This is a genomic window from Trichocoleus sp. ST-U1 (assembly GCF_039961835.1).
GTDB lineage: Bacteria > Cyanobacteriota > Cyanobacteriia > Cyanobacteriales > FACHB-T130 > FACHB-T130.
On the sequence record NZ_JAMPJZ010000020.1, the window covers coordinates 34,856 to 51,218 of the forward strand.

General features: G+C 46.1%; 15 protein-coding genes and 1 riboswitch. Of the genes, 7 read left to right on the top strand and 8 right to left on the bottom strand.

From position 1 onward, the window contains the following. Window positions 1-17: 17 nt before the first annotated feature. The gene (locus NDA06_RS10110) at window positions 18-1,616 is read left to right on the top strand and encodes an AAA family ATPase (protein ID WP_190984771.1); all 1,599 of its coding nucleotides are present in this window, start codon (window positions 18-20) and stop codon (window positions 1,614-1,616) included. Then, window positions 1,613-2,812, top strand: coding sequence for a restriction endonuclease (locus NDA06_RS10115; protein WP_190984772.1), 1,200 nt, complete (start codon window positions 1,613-1,615; stop codon window positions 2,810-2,812). The genes NDA06_RS10110 and NDA06_RS10115 overlap by 4 nt, the downstream gene beginning before the upstream one ends. A 108-nt stretch (window positions 2,813-2,920) precedes the next feature. On the opposite strand, the gene NDA06_RS10120 is transcribed toward NDA06_RS10115, so the two are convergent. Both NDA06_RS10120 and NDA06_RS10125 read right to left on the bottom strand, forming a co-directional pair. After that, a complete protein-coding gene (locus tag NDA06_RS10120; protein ID WP_190411686.1) occupies window positions 2,921-3,124 on the bottom strand; it encodes a hypothetical protein in 204 nt (67 codons plus the stop codon). 138 nt (window positions 3,125-3,262) lie between these two features. Next, window positions 3,263-4,375, bottom strand: coding sequence for an acyltransferase family protein (locus NDA06_RS10125; protein WP_190984773.1), 1,113 nt, complete (start codon window positions 4,373-4,375; stop codon window positions 3,263-3,265). Window positions 4,376-4,525: 150 nt separating this feature from the next. Here NDA06_RS10125 and NDA06_RS10130 point away from each other — a divergent pair, with 150 nt between their 5' ends. The 5 genes from NDA06_RS10130 to sipA all read left to right on the top strand — a co-directional run bounded on the left by NDA06_RS10130 (window position 4,526) and on the right by sipA (window position 8,606). Beyond that, entirely contained in the window at window positions 4,526-4,696 is a 171-nt protein-coding gene (locus NDA06_RS10130; protein ID WP_190432367.1) for a hypothetical protein, read from the top strand. Window positions 4,697-4,837: 141 nt separating this feature from the next. Beyond that, a complete protein-coding gene (locus tag NDA06_RS10135) occupies window positions 4,838-5,275 on the top strand; it encodes a nucleoside deaminase (protein WP_190679306.1) in 438 nt (145 codons plus the stop codon). 680 nt (window positions 5,276-5,955) lie between these two features. Continuing rightward, on the top strand, window positions 5,956-6,672 hold the full coding sequence (locus NDA06_RS10140; protein ID WP_190984774.1) for a hypothetical protein: 717 nt from the start codon (window positions 5,956-5,958) through the stop codon (window positions 6,670-6,672). 297 nt (window positions 6,673-6,969) lie between these two features. Continuing rightward, window positions 6,970-7,105: riboswitch (cobalamin riboswitch) on the top strand. Window positions 7,106-7,147: 42 nt separating this feature from the next. Continuing rightward, a complete protein-coding gene (locus NDA06_RS10145) occupies window positions 7,148-8,188 on the top strand; it encodes a sirohydrochlorin chelatase (protein ID WP_190984775.1) in 1,041 nt (346 codons plus the stop codon). A 109-nt stretch (window positions 8,189-8,297) separates the two neighbouring features. Next, window positions 8,298-8,606 carry a regulatory protein SipA gene (gene sipA, locus NDA06_RS10150; RefSeq protein WP_348234014.1) on the top strand — a complete coding sequence of 103 codons (309 nt, stop codon included), beginning with the start codon at window positions 8,298-8,300 and terminating at the stop codon, window positions 8,604-8,606. Window positions 8,607-8,696: 90 nt separating this feature from the next. On the opposite strand, the gene NDA06_RS10155 is transcribed toward sipA, so the two are convergent. From NDA06_RS10155 to NDA06_RS10180, 6 genes are all read right to left on the bottom strand, one after another. Beyond that, window positions 8,697-9,545 carry a hypothetical protein gene (locus NDA06_RS10155; RefSeq protein WP_190984777.1) on the bottom strand — a complete coding sequence of 283 codons (849 nt, stop codon included), beginning with the start codon at window positions 9,543-9,545 and terminating at the stop codon, window positions 8,697-8,699. 277 nt (window positions 9,546-9,822) lie between these two features. Next, the gene (locus NDA06_RS10160; RefSeq protein ID WP_242047355.1) at window positions 9,823-10,719 is read right to left on the bottom strand and encodes a lysophospholipid acyltransferase family protein; all 897 of its coding nucleotides are present in this window, start codon (window positions 10,717-10,719) and stop codon (window positions 9,823-9,825) included. Between the two features lie 293 nt (window positions 10,720-11,012). Beyond that, window positions 11,013-11,954 (bottom strand): endonuclease/exonuclease/phosphatase family protein, encoded by a 942-nt coding sequence (locus NDA06_RS10165; protein WP_242047356.1) that lies wholly within the window; start codon window positions 11,952-11,954, stop codon window positions 11,013-11,015. 151 nt (window positions 11,955-12,105) lie between these two features. After that, window positions 12,106-13,875, bottom strand: coding sequence for a pentapeptide repeat-containing protein (locus NDA06_RS10170; protein WP_190411677.1), 1,770 nt, complete (start codon window positions 13,873-13,875; stop codon window positions 12,106-12,108). 111 nt (window positions 13,876-13,986) lie between these two features. Then, window positions 13,987-15,462, bottom strand: a complete 1,476-nt coding sequence (locus tag NDA06_RS10175) for a hypothetical protein (RefSeq protein ID WP_242037722.1) — start codon at window positions 15,460-15,462, stop codon at window positions 13,987-13,989. A 108-nt stretch (window positions 15,463-15,570) separates the two neighbouring features. Next, window positions 15,571-16,353: a TIGR03943 family protein gene (locus tag NDA06_RS10180; RefSeq protein WP_190411676.1), complete on the bottom strand. Its 783-nt coding sequence runs from the start codon at window positions 16,351-16,353 to the stop codon at window positions 15,571-15,573. Window positions 16,354-16,363 lie beyond the last annotated feature (10 nt).

Genomic DNA, 16,363 nt, shown 5'->3' on the forward strand with positions numbered 1-16,363 from the left:
GAGTTGGCGAGTGCCTCATGATAGCGGAAAAGAGGGATGAATTTGTCAGGCTATTTCAGGAATTTGCCAACTCATATCCCTATACACCGCCTGGTCTGCGTCATATAGCCGCCTACGATGAGCAGCGTCGTCAGGGGCGTCGTAACTTTGAAGCGATCGCATCTGCTGCCGAGTCTAGAGAAAACGTAACTGAAGCAGTCTTACTTCAGCTGCTGCCTTACGGAACCAGTGCTAATAACCGTCAAAGAGGCGCTTGGATTCATATTGCTCCAGCTATCACGAAAGATATAAAAGAATGGTTTGAGGCAGCCAAGTGGACAAAGTCGGAAGACTGGTCGCAAGTTGCTGAGGCAATTTTTAGTTTTGTCCGTCACTGCAATAATGAGCCAGGGCAGTTGTCAGCAGCTTGCAAAGAGTTCACCGAACTGCCTTACTCCAAAGGGTTTCAGATGGGAATGCTCACACCCATTCTTAACGCATTGCGACCAGATGACTTTCTATTGATCAACAATAAATCACGGCAGGTCATTAACTACTTCGCCAATACATCTTATGGACAAAAACTGACAGACTATCCAGCCGCCAACTTTACAGGACATAAGCTGATTAAAAAATTAGCAACAGAGATGCACTATCCTGGTGTGCCAGCTCTCAGGGACGATGACTTATTCGATATGTTTTCTCTGTGGCTAGTGACAATTAAGAAATACGGCTTCCTTGCTCAGGAAACCTCATTAGCTAGTGAGGTTGTTGAATTTACTTCTGATTTAGAAGAAGTGGAGTTGCAACCAGAATATACCCTCTGCCAATGTGCCGAAGATACTGGTCTTGATCAAGCAGAACTAACCGGCTGGGTACGAGCCATTGAACGCAAAAAACAAGCAATTATATATGGTTCCCCCGGAACAGGAAAAACATTTATCGCACAGAAAATCGCCCAACACTTAATCGGCGGAGGTTATGGTTTCTCGGAACTTGTACAATTTCATCCGGCGTATACCTATGAAGACTTCATTCAAGGTATCCGTCCACAAAGTCAAGATGGACAATTGAAATATTCGCTAGTTCCAGGTCGCTTTCTGGAATTTTGTAAAAAGGCAGAGTCTTGCCAAGGTCTATGTGTTCTTATTATCGATGAAATTAACCGTGCGAATCTGGCTCAGGTTTTTGGGGAGTTGATGTATTTGTTAGAATATCGCGACAAAGAAATTCCCCTCGCTGGTGGTAATACCTTTCGCATTCCCCCTAATGTCCGTATCATTGGCACGATGAACACCGCAGATCGTTCTATTGCTCTTGTAGATCATGCACTACGCCGCCGATTTGCATTCATCGAACTCCGTCCAAACTATGAGGTACTGCGGCGCTATCACGAAAAGAAAACGAGTTTTAATGTGGATAAATTAATTGACGTGCTGAAGCGATTGAATAACGCGATCGCAGACAAACACTACGAAATCGGGATATCTTTCTTTTTGACAGAAAACCTGCCTGAAGATATACAAGATATTTGGCTTATGGAAATTGAGCCATATCTTGAAGAGTATTTCTTTGACAACCTGAAAAAAGTGGATGAGTTTCGCTGGGATGGAATCAAGAAAGAGCTATCTCTATGAACCCAGCGCAACCAAGAATTATTGAGCTGATTGAATACGAACCGAAGCGGTTGGCTCGTAACGAGATACCAGAATCAGCAGCAGTGCAGTTATATCAAAACTACAAAAACAAAGTAGATGTAGAGTTTCCAAACTATAAAACGGGTGACAAGTGGCAGCTCAAAGCTAATGGATGGGTAGGCTACATTCCCTTGACGAAAGAACTGGGGATTAAGCTACAGCCAAAGGTAATAATCAAAAATCTCTTTGGGATGCTGGAATATGCCTACCATCTGAATAGTTTTCGCTTTCTGGATGGTCTGATTGACTGCCAAGCTCTAGAAGAATTTTATAGTCGTCTGGCTTATGTTCTATCTCAACGAGTTCTAGATCGTGGGAGAAAGGGATTTTATCGGGCATACTTACCAAAAATAGGTCAGCTTGCGTATGTTCGGGGACGATTGGATGTGCGGCAAACTATCCAGAAGCCTTGGGATGTCAAACTTAAATGTCACTACGAAGAACACACCGCTGATATTGAAGAAAATCAGATTCTTGCTTGGACACTTTTTATTATTGGTCGCAGTGGGTTGTGTTCAGAAAGAGTGTTGCCAAAGGTACGACAAGCTTATCATGCCCTCCAGGGAAGTATAACGCTTAAATCCTATAGCGCAGAAGATTGTATTGGACGACGTTATAACCGTTTGAATGAAGATTATCGGTTATTACACGCCCTATGCCGGTTCTTTCTAGACAACTGTGGGGCAACCCATGAAAGGGGCGATCGCACGATGTTACCCTTTTTAGTTGATATGGCGAAACTGTATGAACTGTTCGTTGCTGAATGGCTCAAGGAAAACACGCCATTAGGTTTTGTCCTCAAGCAGCAATATCCAGTAACAATTGGCCAAAATCAGCGGTGTCCTATTGACCTGATACTATGCGATCGCTCGACTGGTGCAATACGTTATGTGCTGGATACAAAATATAAAGCGCCTGACAAAGTGGAGATCGCTGATATTCACCAGATGAGAAGCTATGCGATGGCGACCAAGTGTAACGAAGCGGTTTTGATCTACCCGAAACGCTTGAATGAAGTGCTGGACTCCCAAAATGATGAATTTCGGCTCCGCAGCCTAACCTTCTCCTTAGATGGCGATCTCGATCAAGCAGGTCAGAAATTCTTACAAGATTTACTTGCTGACAACCTCTCCTGATTCCTCTTAAGACTTCCTTCGGGCTATACAGCGTCTTCGCAGTTTGTTTTTTGAGCGATCGCAAAGCGTATGCCGTTTCTTAGCAGCTTTTTGACCAATATCTTCGATTCATTCCCCTAGTTTCAGTAAACCATGACGGACACCATAAAATAGCCGATTGAGCATGGTTTGTTCTTCTTCATCCAGCCAATCTTTAGTGAGCAGGACAGTTTGCAGCTGGTACTGGTTCACAGGAGTAATCCGGCGGGAGACGAATATCTGAGCAACTAGATCCTCGATAGTCACTTGGGTCGGAAAAAACTCAGCTGTCATGGTCAGATCAAGAATTTGATATCTCTACTCTCAGCTTTTTCCGAACCATCCCCAGTGATGCAAGCTAGAAAAAATTGTGACAACACCTTAAAAACTAAGTGATCCCGGTCATTTCTGGAGTCATGAGGAAGTGCTGTCTCAGATTTTAAAAAACCACTTTTGGCGATACATTGCGTACAGAATCGCCCACCAGAACAGCAATGTCACGATGGCGAACAATAAAGAGGCGTTCATCGCTCCCGCCCAAGACACAAAGGCATTCTCATAGATCCAGTTATAAGTAGTTGGGGCGGTTTCGCCGGTTCCGACGTGGGTTTTAGCTAGGATTTTAATCAGCAGAACTGAGGCGACAAACGCGAAGATAGCGTTTAACCCCATAACTTCAAACGGCTTCCCCCAGCGGCGGAACTTCCGCACTTCCATCAATTCATAACAAGCTGCCAGCAACAGCAACGCCCAACCAGTTGTGAAAAGCACAAAAGAACTCGTCCACAGTTTCTTGTTGATGGGAAACGTTAACCCCCACGCCCATCCAGCGACTAGGCAAGCAATGCCAAACAAGACCAAGCCGATACTGGTGCGTGACTGTACTGGTTGGGTGCGTATCCAGTCAACCGTAAAGTAGCCGGTGAGGACGGTGACAACTGCTGGAAGAGTGCTGAAAAGACCTTCAGGATCTCCCATTGAGTTGAAATTATCTCCCTTATACAGATGCGCTGTGCCAACGATCAGGCGGTCAATATAAGCGCCAAAATTCCCTTCCCTCGTTAAGACACCAGCTCCATAATCGGGAACCGGGATCAAAGACATCGCTATCCAGTACCCAATGAGTAGCAGTGCTGCGAGTACCCACTGTCCTTTGCGTGGCACGTTAAGAACTATCAGAGCAGCCACCAGGTAGGCAAGGCTAATCCGCTGCAAGACACCCATGATGCGGATGGAGCTGAAGTCATAATTCCAGAAGCCGTTCAGCAGCAAACCAAGAATAAAAAGAATCGCCGCTCGGCGTAAAATTTGTCTATAAACATCGGCAGTAGGGCGGTTCCCTTCCGCGTATTTGGAAAGGGAAAAGGTCATTGCCCCGCCGACAATAAATAGAAAGAAGGGAAATACCAAGTCTGCCAAGGTGCAGCCGTGCCATTCTGCGTGTTCCAGGAAAGGATAAACTTGGTCGGCAACTCCCGCCTGATTAACTAAAATCATTCCCGCAATGGCAATACCTCGAAACACATCGAGCGAAGTCAAGCGCATAGTAGAGTTTCCAGAAGCAAGACATTAATAAATAACAGGGTGATAGGCATCACTCTATCGAACGAAGACGTTCATCTTGTCGCTTAGGGTAACATCACGGGGAAGGAAATCAAAATAATTCCCGATTAATTAAAGAGTTGTAGGAGCGTGATGCTAGCTCTAGCCGTTCAAGCTTATACTAGGGTCACGAAACTGCTCGATAAAATTTTGGTATCGCGAATTACTCGTACTGACCCGCAACAACTAAGCGCGGCGTTGTTGCAGGCTTTCTTGAAGGAAGTCGAACATATTCTGATGGACGGAATACTTTCCTGTGGTTGATATAGATTGCTAATGTTCAAAAATTAAGCAATTGTTTTTTAGCATTTTATTCAGTTGATTTAAGGATGATAATTTATAGCCTTACCTTAAAATAGGATAAGATAAGTCTTATCCAGAAAGATTTTTTTGCGCAGGAGTTGGATGAAAATAGAAAAGTTTATGAAGATAGCCCTGGAAGAAGCAAAGCTAGGAGATGCTCCCTACGGTGCAGTAATTGTTAAAGATAATCAAGTAATTATTAAAGCGCACAATACTGTGGAAACGGATAATGACCCAACTGCCCATGCAGAACTTAACGCGATTCGTTGTTTAACAAAAGAAATGAAAAATCCTTCTTTAGAAGGTTATACCTTGTACACAACTTGCGAACCGTGCCCAATGTGTACAACAGCTTGTATATGGGCAGGGATATCTGAAATTATATTTGGAGCTTCCATTCAAGACTTAATTGAGGCTGGTGTTCCCCAGCTTGACTTATCTAGCGAAGAAATTATTAAAAAAGGGTCTAAGAGAATAAAAGTGACCAAAGGAATTCTCAAAGAAGAAGCTCTACAATTATTCAATCATTCATGCGGCTAGGTTTATTGGGTAAAGGCAGCTTAGCCGAGGTGTGAAAATTCTTGTGACACGCTTACCCACTGATGATACCCCTTAAAAAGGGGACTTTGAGTGGTTCGGTTCCTTCCTCTTTAAGCTTCCCTAAGGCAGGGTGGTTTCATTTATTAAAAGAAAATTATGTAGCGTTGATTTTGGTTGGCGGTAGGGGCTTTTTGATTGCCATGCCCCTACAAAATGTCGCAATGCCTCGATATTTTCTAAGAGTTGTATGAAACCACCCTGCTTTTTAAACTTCCTTAGGGGGAGCGGATACTCTCAGATATTAGGAGGGACATCCTCTTCCGCAGGATTTCGTTAACGTGCCACTTCAGCGGCAATTAAAGGTAAAACTTCCGGTTTTCTAAACCTTAATTCAGCTCATTTAGAAAGCATATCAATTGGCAAACCCTCTTCTGTCCTTGCGAAGGTAACAGAAGAGGGTTCGCTGTGGAAAATAAAGAAAAATTAAATGGGGTGGTTCCGTCTAGGAGGAAGCGTTTCCGAAGAACCGATATTTCTTTTAAAGTCAATTCGTATTTTCCCTGAAATAAAGATGTAAAAATTATTAAATTCACAATTTTATTAATTTGACTTTATTATAACTTTATTTGAATAAACGTATTCTGGTTTTAGTGAGCAGAGCATCTACAAAATAACAAGTCATGAAAAAGCTTTTGATGTTGGTAGCGATCGCGCTGTTTGTTCCATTCTTTGCCCAGCGCTCCGAAGCCGCCATGATGCTTAAGGTGTCGCAAGAATCTAAACCAGGTTTGGGTGACTTTGATAGTAATATTTTGGGGTTTTTTGAAGCTTTTAGCACAAATAAAACAGCAGCCAATTACTACCAGTATAGCAAAGGTTATAATTCATCCTTTAGTAACCCAGTCCTGAGTTTAACCGCTAAGCAATCTCACCTTTTTTTTGTAGATGCTATTGATGGTCTATCACTGTTCATCGTTCATTCTAAGCCGGGTAATCCAACAGGTGGAGCGGCTAAAATGAGCTTTAACTTGTTGGGAGATACGGCAGAATTAAAAATTGTAGACGATTTAGGTGAGGCAACTGCAAATTCCACTGGCACCGTCTTTACTTCAAATCAGAGCTGGGGGGTTTGTTGCACTGATGGTTTAGCCATTGGTTCGCTTGACAGCAATTGGGAAATGTTGGTGCAATTCACTACGCCGCCTAAAGAGTTGAACAGCTGGCAAGTGTATTCTTCATCAACCTCGTCAAAAATTTCTCTCTCGCTGCAAACAGGGCGTCGAGTAAAGTTAAACGTTGCACCCGTATCTACACCTGAGCCTTCAAGCATGAATTCCTTAGTTTTTGCCGGGTTAGCACTGGCTGTACGTCGTCGCACTCAGGGCGGTATTTTGTAATGGATAATTTGTATTTTTTATCAGACTTCTAGGTATGGGGTTATCTTTATCTTTATACAGTCAGCAATGGTTTGGATTGATAAGGTTCTATAAGCTACAAAAAACGGGAGCATCCCGCTTTTGTAAAAAAGCCACAAACGGTCAATCAATTCTAGAGTTGCTCGATCGATCGCCAAACTTGCGAATGATACTCGATAAAGTGGGGAAAATTTTCCTTCAGTTTTGATGGGGCATCAAAAACTGGCATCTGGAGAGTCTTGGGAATACCCCCTCCCCCTGGATTTTGAGCTGCGACCGGATCGGCTAAGATATCAAGGCACACGTAAAGGGTAACAACGTGGGGAAACGCCGGTGCAAATCCGGGGCTGTGCGGCAGCTGTAAACGAGGTGACTCTCGGAAGCCAGAATGCCTACTTAGTACTACCTTCATACAGTCTAACTTCCTGCCTTGCACGGGAAAGGAGCAATCAAATTGATGCCTAGTATAAATTCAACCGATCTGATGGGACTGCAATCCCCTACTCCCCAGTCGATTCAATTGCCGCCGCTACCTTTGCGTCGTCCGTTGTTGATGGTTGGTCATGGCACCAAAGATGAGGATGGACGGCAGAGTCTTCTAGATTTTGCCGATGCGTATCAAGCGTTAGACCCGTCGCGTCCTGTTTTACCTTGTTTTCTAGAACTCACTACCCCCACGATACAGGAGGGGGTGGATCGCTGTGTAGAAGAGGGTTACACGGAACTCTCTGTATTGCCGATTTTGCTATTTGCAGCTCGACACAATAAGTTTGATGTTACGAATGAGTTAGACCGGGCAAGGGTTAGACATCCCCAGGTGAAGTTTTACTATGGGCGTCATTTTGGGATTACGCCAGGGATTTTGGATTTGTGGCGATCGCGTCTTTCGGAATTAGACCAACCCCAGTACAATCGCTCAGAAACGGTTCTGCTCTTTGTCGGTCGGGGTTCCAGCGATCCTGATGCGAACAGCGATGTTTATAAGCTTGCCCGGATTCTGTGGGAAGGTAGCGGCTACGCCACCGTTGAAACTTGCTTTATTGGCATTACCCATCCCCGTCTGGAAGAAGGGTTCCGCCGTGCTAGACTCTACGAGCCTAAACGCATTATCGTCCTACCGTACTTCCTATTTACCGGCGTCTTAGTTAAAAAGATTTTCGACATCACGGCGCAACAACAGGAGCAATACCCGGATATTTCCATGACTTGCCTACCAGAAATGGGCATTCACCCTCAGTTGTTGTCTGTATTAAGAGAACGAGAAATTGAGACGCAGTTGGGGCAAGTGCAAATGAATTGCGAAATGTGCAAATTCAGGATAGCAGCCAATAGCAACAGTAACGGGCACACTCCCGCCCACGATCATTCTCATCATGGGCATGGACATGGGCATGGGCATGGGCATGGGCACGGGCATGGTCACGATCATGCTCACCCTGCTGAAGATCCATACAGAAATGTAGAGCAATATCACCAAAAGATTTGGCAAGCGCCTTGAATATTTGATAAGTAGTCATTAGTCAGTTGTTATTAGTCATTGGTGTCACTCGCAAAGAACTTAGAACTAATGACTACTGACACCCAACTACTTCATTACCTAAAAACTGATGTCTAAAGAATTTGTAATTGGTGAGCGAGTCCGTGTGGTAACGTTGCCGCCTTACGTTAAAACAGCGGAACCGATGCCGATGCTGCGTCCTCCTGATGTGATTCAGCTTGGGGAAGAGGGGGTCGTTGTTGACCGGCGTCCAGGGGGATATTGGAGCGTCCGCTTTGCCAGAGGAGTTTTTTTGCTGGATAGCCAGTTTATAGAGTCCGTGCAGGCGATCGCTGATACCGAATCAGGGACAGAGGCAACTGATGTGCGATCGCACAACGTATCGCTGGAGCAAAAATATATCGTTGATCCCAGCTGAGTCAGAGGCGATCGCGTGTCTTCAAAGCGAGGCGTTCGCCTAGCGCTGACTTGTCAGTTCGCACCTCAACAATCGCTAACCCCGATTAAATTACTTCCGCTTTTTCTGGTTTTTCTTGCGTGACTCCTTGGACATCTTTTTTTTAGACTTGGCTTTGGGATCGCTCTTGCCAGGGCGAAAGCCTTTTGCTTCCTGAGAAATTGATGAACCCGTGAAGCCAGGATCGCTGACCCCCTTTCTTTGAAAGCTCTGGTTAAATTCTTTCTTCGGTAATTCTTCAGACGACTTCAAGCCCAATCCCACCTGCACATCATCCCAGTCTCCTACCAAGAAACGATCCACGGTATCAGCAGCAAAGACACGCTCTATCAGCGGCGCGGACTCTACCGCCTTCAGATCGACCAGGGAACCTATGAGAAAGCTATTCAATTCTGAGCCGTTTTCTGCAAACGATTCCAGTTGATGGGTGAGAATCGCAACACACTCAGGACGAGCCTCAGGATGATCGATTGCAATGTCTTCCAGACAGTTAAGAGCCGTTGTGCGGGGGAATATCGCCTGAGAGGTATCCGCTAGATAAGCCGCCAGAGCCGGAATCGCGGCTTGCCCGATCATGCTATAGACTAATGGCAGTTCTTCGGCAATCCATTCCCAATAGTTGCTTTCCTCTTTCTCAAACAAGCCCATGAGCGGCTCAATGCCAGCCTCAGCGCGGAGTTGGCCCAATGCTCTCCAGGCATGAATGGGTGCCCAGGATTCGAGCGTGTCTTCATCATCCCGGTATAACTCGTTGTCTGTTGCCATGCGGATCAAGTTAGGAATGTCCGTGGGGGCAATACCGAGTTCCAGATAGTCAGGCCAATTGTCAAAGTCCATCTCGGCGCAATTGCCATAGGTGAGCAGCTGGTTTACTGGTGGTGGATAACTCTCTATGCTCATCTCAACCCCTTTGTTTTCATCTCGATTGCTTCTCCCTAGATTCACTTGAGCTTTGGCACCCTCAAGTCCTCATCTCTATCACGATACCGAGGATGAATCAATATAGATAATTAGTCGCGGGATAGCGAAGCAACGTTACTCTCAAGCGTGCTTCGCCTTCATTAATTCACCGCTACTAGGTGAAAAAGTGAGTTGGGAGGGGAAGATCCCCGGTGCGATCGCCCTCTTGTATTCTTTTCTTTGGGTTCTTTGCAGTTGGTTTAGTTCCTGTGCCTTTTTAGGGTGCGGATGATTGCCTCGCGCTAACTTCTAGAAGTAAACGGTCTAGTGCAAGTTGCATCTGGGTACAAACTTTTTCATAGCAAGCATTCACATAAGCGCGATCGCTCGCTGCTGCACGACCATAGCGTTCAAACACAATCGGGGCAAGGACACGAGTATGAATTTGCACTGGCAGCGGAAAATTCGGGATCGGGCCAATTGCCACTCCCCAAGGCAACCCTAAATAAAGTGGAAATACACCCGTTTCAGCATCTAACTTCCAGGGAAAGCCCCATTCATGCAGTTGTCGCACTTGCTGGTAGAAATCTGCTAGAACAATCAGCGTCTCGTGGGCACCATGAGAAATAATCGGTACAATTGGCGCTTCTTCCCGCAGTGCCAGTTTGATAAATCCCTTACGCCCTGCTAAATGAATTTGATAACGCTGGTTGTAAGGACGAAACATATCTTCAGCCCCGCCAGGATAGACGAGTACGGCAGCATCTCGCTGGAGGGCAGCGATCGCTACTTTCGGATGCGCGATCAGTGCCCCTACCTGGGCAGCGGGCACCGCGAAAATAGGAGTTTTCCAAGCAGACGGATGCATGAGTCCATAAGCTAAGCGTTCGTAGCCAAACCGGCGGAACCAGTCATACAAAAACATCGAAGTATCGGGCGAAGCCAAACCTCCATTATGGGAACCGACAACCAGCACCTTCCCTTCGGGGGGCATATGATGCCAGCCATCCGTTTGAACCCGAAAATAGTGGCGGTAGAACCATTCCCATACCGGCATCCATGCTTTAATCGCACCGAGATTTCGCTCTTCTAGCGACCAACCATCAAACTGATGACCAGCGGTTTTGCCGTCACTGCCTCTGCTACCCGTAGAAACATTAATATTGTCAAACAATGGTTCTTAACCACCCGAAACTCATAAATTGCGTTCTTTAGGATAATCTGCTGCCGAGTCTATTGGCAAACATTTTCCCTTTTTCTAGCGATCGTTTCCCAATCTTTTTCGGTTAAGGCTCGATCCCCAAACCCTGATTAACAAAAGGGGCAAATTTCCTCCCTTTTAAGGGGCTAGGGAAGGGATTTCTAAGGAGCGAACACCACTAAGGGGACATATTGCATTGCTTTTGCTCTCAGTTTACCTATCTTGCCCTCATTTCTACCTTTTGTGTTGTCTGCGCCTGGAGTGGTTCATTTCTTTTCTGGAATTACCAAGTCTGCAATTAAAGGTCGGTGGTCTGAACCAACATTCGGCCCAGTGCGAATATTCTTGACTTTAATTTCTGGACTGATTAAACAATGATCGATAGGAATGGATAAAGCAAAAGAGAAAGGTGGGAGAGTTTGAGAATAAGAAGCTTTCATAGGCCAACTCGGTAGAATCCCAAATCCTTTCTGGGCATTATGCAGCCCAGTTTTATTGATAAATCTTTTGTAATAAGGAGACCACATAGTTATATTTAAATCCCCAACCATTACAACTGGGGTTTTCAATTTTTGTATATATTGGCTGATTTTGTCTAGCTGTTGATTCCGAGAATGAAAGAAGGTAGGTTTGACGGGCGGTAGCGGATGAGTGGCAATCAGGGAAATCAATTGTCCGTTCATCGTAAAGTTGCCAACAATACTATTATTTTTATCTGTCCCAAAAAGATTGATAGAAGCGTTGGTGAGAGGCTGCTTACTATAAACGGCGATACCTAGATTATAAGGATTAGGTTTTTTAATGGAGTAGGGAAGAATATCAAGAAGAGAATCTAATTGTTTTATCCAAGCGTCGTTAACTTCTAAAAAGACAGTAATTTCTGGTTTTTCTTTTCTAACGACAGATAATATTTTTGAATAGCTTTTATTTTGCGTATTCAGATTTGAGCTTAAAATTCGGATAGATTCAATATTATTCCCCGGTTTTGGCGATAGAGAAATATACCAAGGGAGTATCTCTGCTAAGAGTAGAGAAATACAAAATAGGCTAATCAAGATTAAGAGTTTTTTGCGAGTCAGTAAGAGTAAGGAAAATAACACTAACCCTACAATGAGATATTGCAGTTTAAAGTGAGAAAGCTGTTCTAAAAAGATATTCCAGCCAACTAAGCTAAGCAAAGAAAGCAGCGTTATCCCCAAAATTCCCAAGAATAATAAATAGGGAATTGCCTTGATGAAGATATGGTTGTGGGAATTTTTATTCAGCGATCGCATACACGGTATCACCAGCGCTTCCCTTGAGCGTACCAGGTTGAACGCGGGTGGGAAAGCTAGAGCTGTCTCATCTACATAGACAACTCTATTTTTGCGGAAGGTGGGGCCAAATGAGCGCGATCGCTAGCCGTAACGACTCCCCCACCATCGAAAAACGCGCCGTTTCATCCGCCGTCTTCTCCCACTGCAACAACTGCTTTTGGAACGTCTGGTCTTGCTTTGCTCGCTTTACCAGCGCCTGACTAATCATTGTCTTTTGGATTTCTTCGGTCGAGATCCCCTCGTTCTTCAGGAAATTCAACAACCGCTGCACGCTTTCGACCAACTGCTCTGGCGCTTGGGAGAGGATAATCAGTTGGATCTGTTTCACCACCTCTTGATAAATCCGCAGCCGATAATCGGGTGGAGGCGACGGAAGTAACGGTGGCGGTGGCGGTGGCGGTACCTTCAGCGTTACAGGTGGATTTTCTGGGCGAACCTTGATTTCCAGCAGATCCAAGATCGCTTGTCGCTTAGACTCCACCAACTGGAGCATCTCCGGGTAGATCTGCAAAACTCGTTGAGACAGAGTTTTCGCATTCACAAAATGACTCGACGCCAGTTTTAGCAGATACTGCTCCTCCTGGGGTTGGTAAGACTTAATACTGAGTTGCAAGTCAGGAGAATCGAGTTGCACCTGAGCCAAAGTAAACACTAGCGCTTCCCAATTCGGAGCTTCTTTCAAAAAAACTTCTATGGTAGTGGCACCCTCCGCACCCTCCGCGTCCCCGGTGCTATCGTCCTTGCCAAATTCCCCCGGCTCAAAATCCCGACCGATTGGAAAGCGCTCAGTCGGTTTTTTAGTCGCGTAATTAAACCGGGTAAAAACATAACGGCACTCCACCTTAGAAAGATCGACATCCTCAAGATGCCAGTTGCTGATGCAACAGCCGGTCAGTTGCGCTTGGTCCAGATTGGTGCGAATCAGATGACTTTCTAGAAGATAGGCGTCGCCCAAATTTGCCTCGGACATCGTGCAGTCGCCCAGGTATGCCCCGCTCAAATCAGCTTTCCGCAGATCCGCCCCGCGTAAATTTGCCTCGCTCAAGTCGGCACGTAACAAATACACATCCTGCAAGATCGCTCGCAGTAAATAAGCTTTTCGCAAACTGGCTTTGAGTAAATACGCTCCCGTTAAATTTACCCGACTCAAGTCAGCACTATTGAGAATCGCCTCGCTCAAATCGGCACCGATGAGAATTGACCGATGCAAGTCTGCCTCAGTCAAATTTGCCGCCCGCAAGTAGGCTGAACTGAGGTCGGCTTCCGTCAAGTTGGTGCCGACTAAAATTGCATCTCGTAAATTCGCAGCTTCTAGATGCGCTTCCCGAAGATTTGCACTGCTGAGGTTTGCGCCAACCAAGCTAGCGCGACGGAGATTTGCCTCCATCAACTCGGCTTCGATTAACTGAGTGCCGTTGAGTTTGGCATTTTCGAGATTGATTTGATCCAGCTTCGCCCTACGCAAGTCAGCACCGCTCAAGTCGGCTTCTTGAAGCACCGCCCAGTTGAGGTCGGCGTCTTGGAGAGTGGCTAAACGCAAGTCCACTTTCACCATCCGAGCGCGACTCAAAATTGCCTGGTTAAGATTGGCACCTGTGAGGTTGACACTCCGCATATCGGCTTGGCGCAGACAAGCACCAATCAGCTTGGATTGGTTCAGAGAAGCCCAACTGAGGTTGGCACCGCTCAAGTTCGCTCCGGTTAAGTTTATATCGCGGAGATTGACCCCGCCGAGGCTGGCTCCACTGAGGTCTACATAGGAAAAATCGCGTTCTCCTTGTCGGTACCGATCGAGGAAGTTATGTATTTGCACACCCTTGAAGGATAAAAATTATTAAATTTTAAAAATAAAAAATTTAAAAGGCAAAATTTTTAGGGATTTCCTTCTTTATTTTGCCTTTTAAATGAGTAAAACTTGGCTCTTTTATGGTACCCAGCGCGGATGAAATCCAGCGAAAGGCAGCGCCTCTGGTTGGAGCTGGGCTTGGGGTTGTGCAGCTTCTGGCTGGCTCAGGGGAAGCAGCCAAAGGCGACTGGTCGCGATCGCTTGTCCTTCACTGGTTCTCAAACTGTCTGCCGCGGTTGCCGTCTCGTTGGTCACAACTTGGTCGAACAGCAGCGCTAACCCATCCGGTGCCAGACTCATCTGAATATCCCGCTGGGTGGGCAGGAGCAACAGCGGCTCGATCGCCTTTGCATCCAGAGTCCCTTTCTCTGTCTGGAGGTCAATTTCCGCAATGTAAGGCTGTTCTTGGTACTCTTCTCCTGGCAGTAACTGAGTCAGCAGGCAGTAGAGCGTTTCCTTATAGGGAGCAAACTGACAGTTGAGGATTGAGCCATTTGTTCGCAGCAGTTCTTTCTGTGCGCCTTGGTTGGTGACTAAAAAGAGCGATCGCGTGTAATCTGTATTAAATTTCACCATCGCTGCTGCCGAGCCATCTCTGGCAAAATCCAGCGCCATCCCAAACTTGGGCAGAAAATCTAGCGGTTTGGCTCCTGGTGTCAGCGGCAGAATCGCGATGCCCTCTCCCTGAGCGCTTGCCACCGAGGCACTATCCGGCGCAATCAAAAAATCCCCGCCCGGTTGGTTATTCAGCGGTTGCGGCGGTGCATTCGGTCGGACTACCCACAAGCCAAATTCGGCTGGATTTTGGCTGTTCACCCGCTGAACAACAATCGTTTGCCCATCCGCCGCTAAGTCAAATTTGAGATTCTGGTAGTTTTTATTATCTAAAACCAGATTCATTCTGCCTGGGGGATCGAGATCCTTTTCAGATTTTCCTTTGGTTTTGTAATGGAGTCCGGTACTGACGGTGTACAGTTGTTGCGCCAATACACCGGGTTGGTTATTCGTCGCGTCGGTGGCAGAAAACAAAACCTTGTCACCATCTGGATACACCTTAAAGTCCATCACTACGAGGTCTTTAGGCGTCAGAACGGTTTTTTTGTTTTGGGTGAGGTTGTAGAGGATTAACTGTCCCTGTTCTTCTTTCTCAACGCCCAGGTAGATAAAAGCGCGATCGCGGGTGCGAAACTGACTCGTAAACGGCTGAATTGCCCTTCCTGTTTTTCCTTGAGTCCCCAAGCGCTCTCGCGCCCCCTGTAATTCCACTTTATAGTCGGTGTCATAGGATGCTGGGGAAGTGAGGGTATAAGACATCTTCCGCCCCGCCCAACTGAATTTACCCCCCAAAGGTGGAGCGATTCGCAGATTTGCTTCCACGCTGCTGTGTTCCATCGGGCGGCTAAAGGTGAGGATAAAGGAAGTATCCTCAACACCTATTTTTTCTCCCTGCCAGTTGAAATCCCGCACGCGAGGTCCGGTGACTAAAAAACAGTTCGTGCCGCAGGCATCGCCACCCCACACGACTAGCCCAATCACCACGCTTAGCACCAGCATCAGCGCTAGCGCCAGACGGTCAACAGGTTGCCCCCATTTTCGATTTTCGATTTTTGATTTTCGATTTATCACTGCCTTCGTCCTCGCCAATCTAAAATCTAAAATCGTCTAATAATCATACGGGTTCTTCGGTGCTTCTATTTTTTTGAGGGAGTTTGCCTTGATGGTGAGTTGGCGTTTGTTTTCTAGAGTTTCAGTGATCATCTCACCTTCAACTTCTAACCAAGTATCAGGGGCATAAGCTGTCCGGTTTTCAGTGAGTTTCACTGGCAGTCCCACGGGATAAGCATCTGCGGCACAGCAGGTAATCACAAATTGCGAAATTAACAGATATTGCTCAGAGAGTTTTGGTGGATGGACAACAAATCCCTTTACTTTAACTTTTTGACCCGTGTAGGTATCGGGTTCTGGATTGAAGTTGAGCGTCCGCACCCAGTCCATGAGCGATCGCTCTTCCGGTCTTGTTGAAGAGCGAAATGATTGGGGTTGCACTCGTGTCAAGGTCAAAGAATCGGTAATTCCCCGATCGAGCGCTGTGCTTGAGTTAAAGGCGCGGGGGGCAACCAATAAACCAGCGATTGCCGTCAACAGTAACAATACACTGCTCCAACCAGGAGGAAATAGGGTGATGTGCTGAAGAACTGCCACCGACCGCTTTTCCTTCCGGTTATTTAATATTTTCCCAATCAGTTGCATGGCGCTCAATGCCGCCATAATTAACAAGCAGATGGCAGTGACAACAACATATTTAAAGTAATCTTTGTGAATCAGCAGGTATAACTGACCCGTGAACCAATATTTCAGGAGCAAGGCTCCCCAAGCCGTTAGTGCTAGGACATCCAAGCCGGGAATTATAAATTTTTGAGAAATAATTTTTGGTTGATTGGTCATTGGTAAGGGT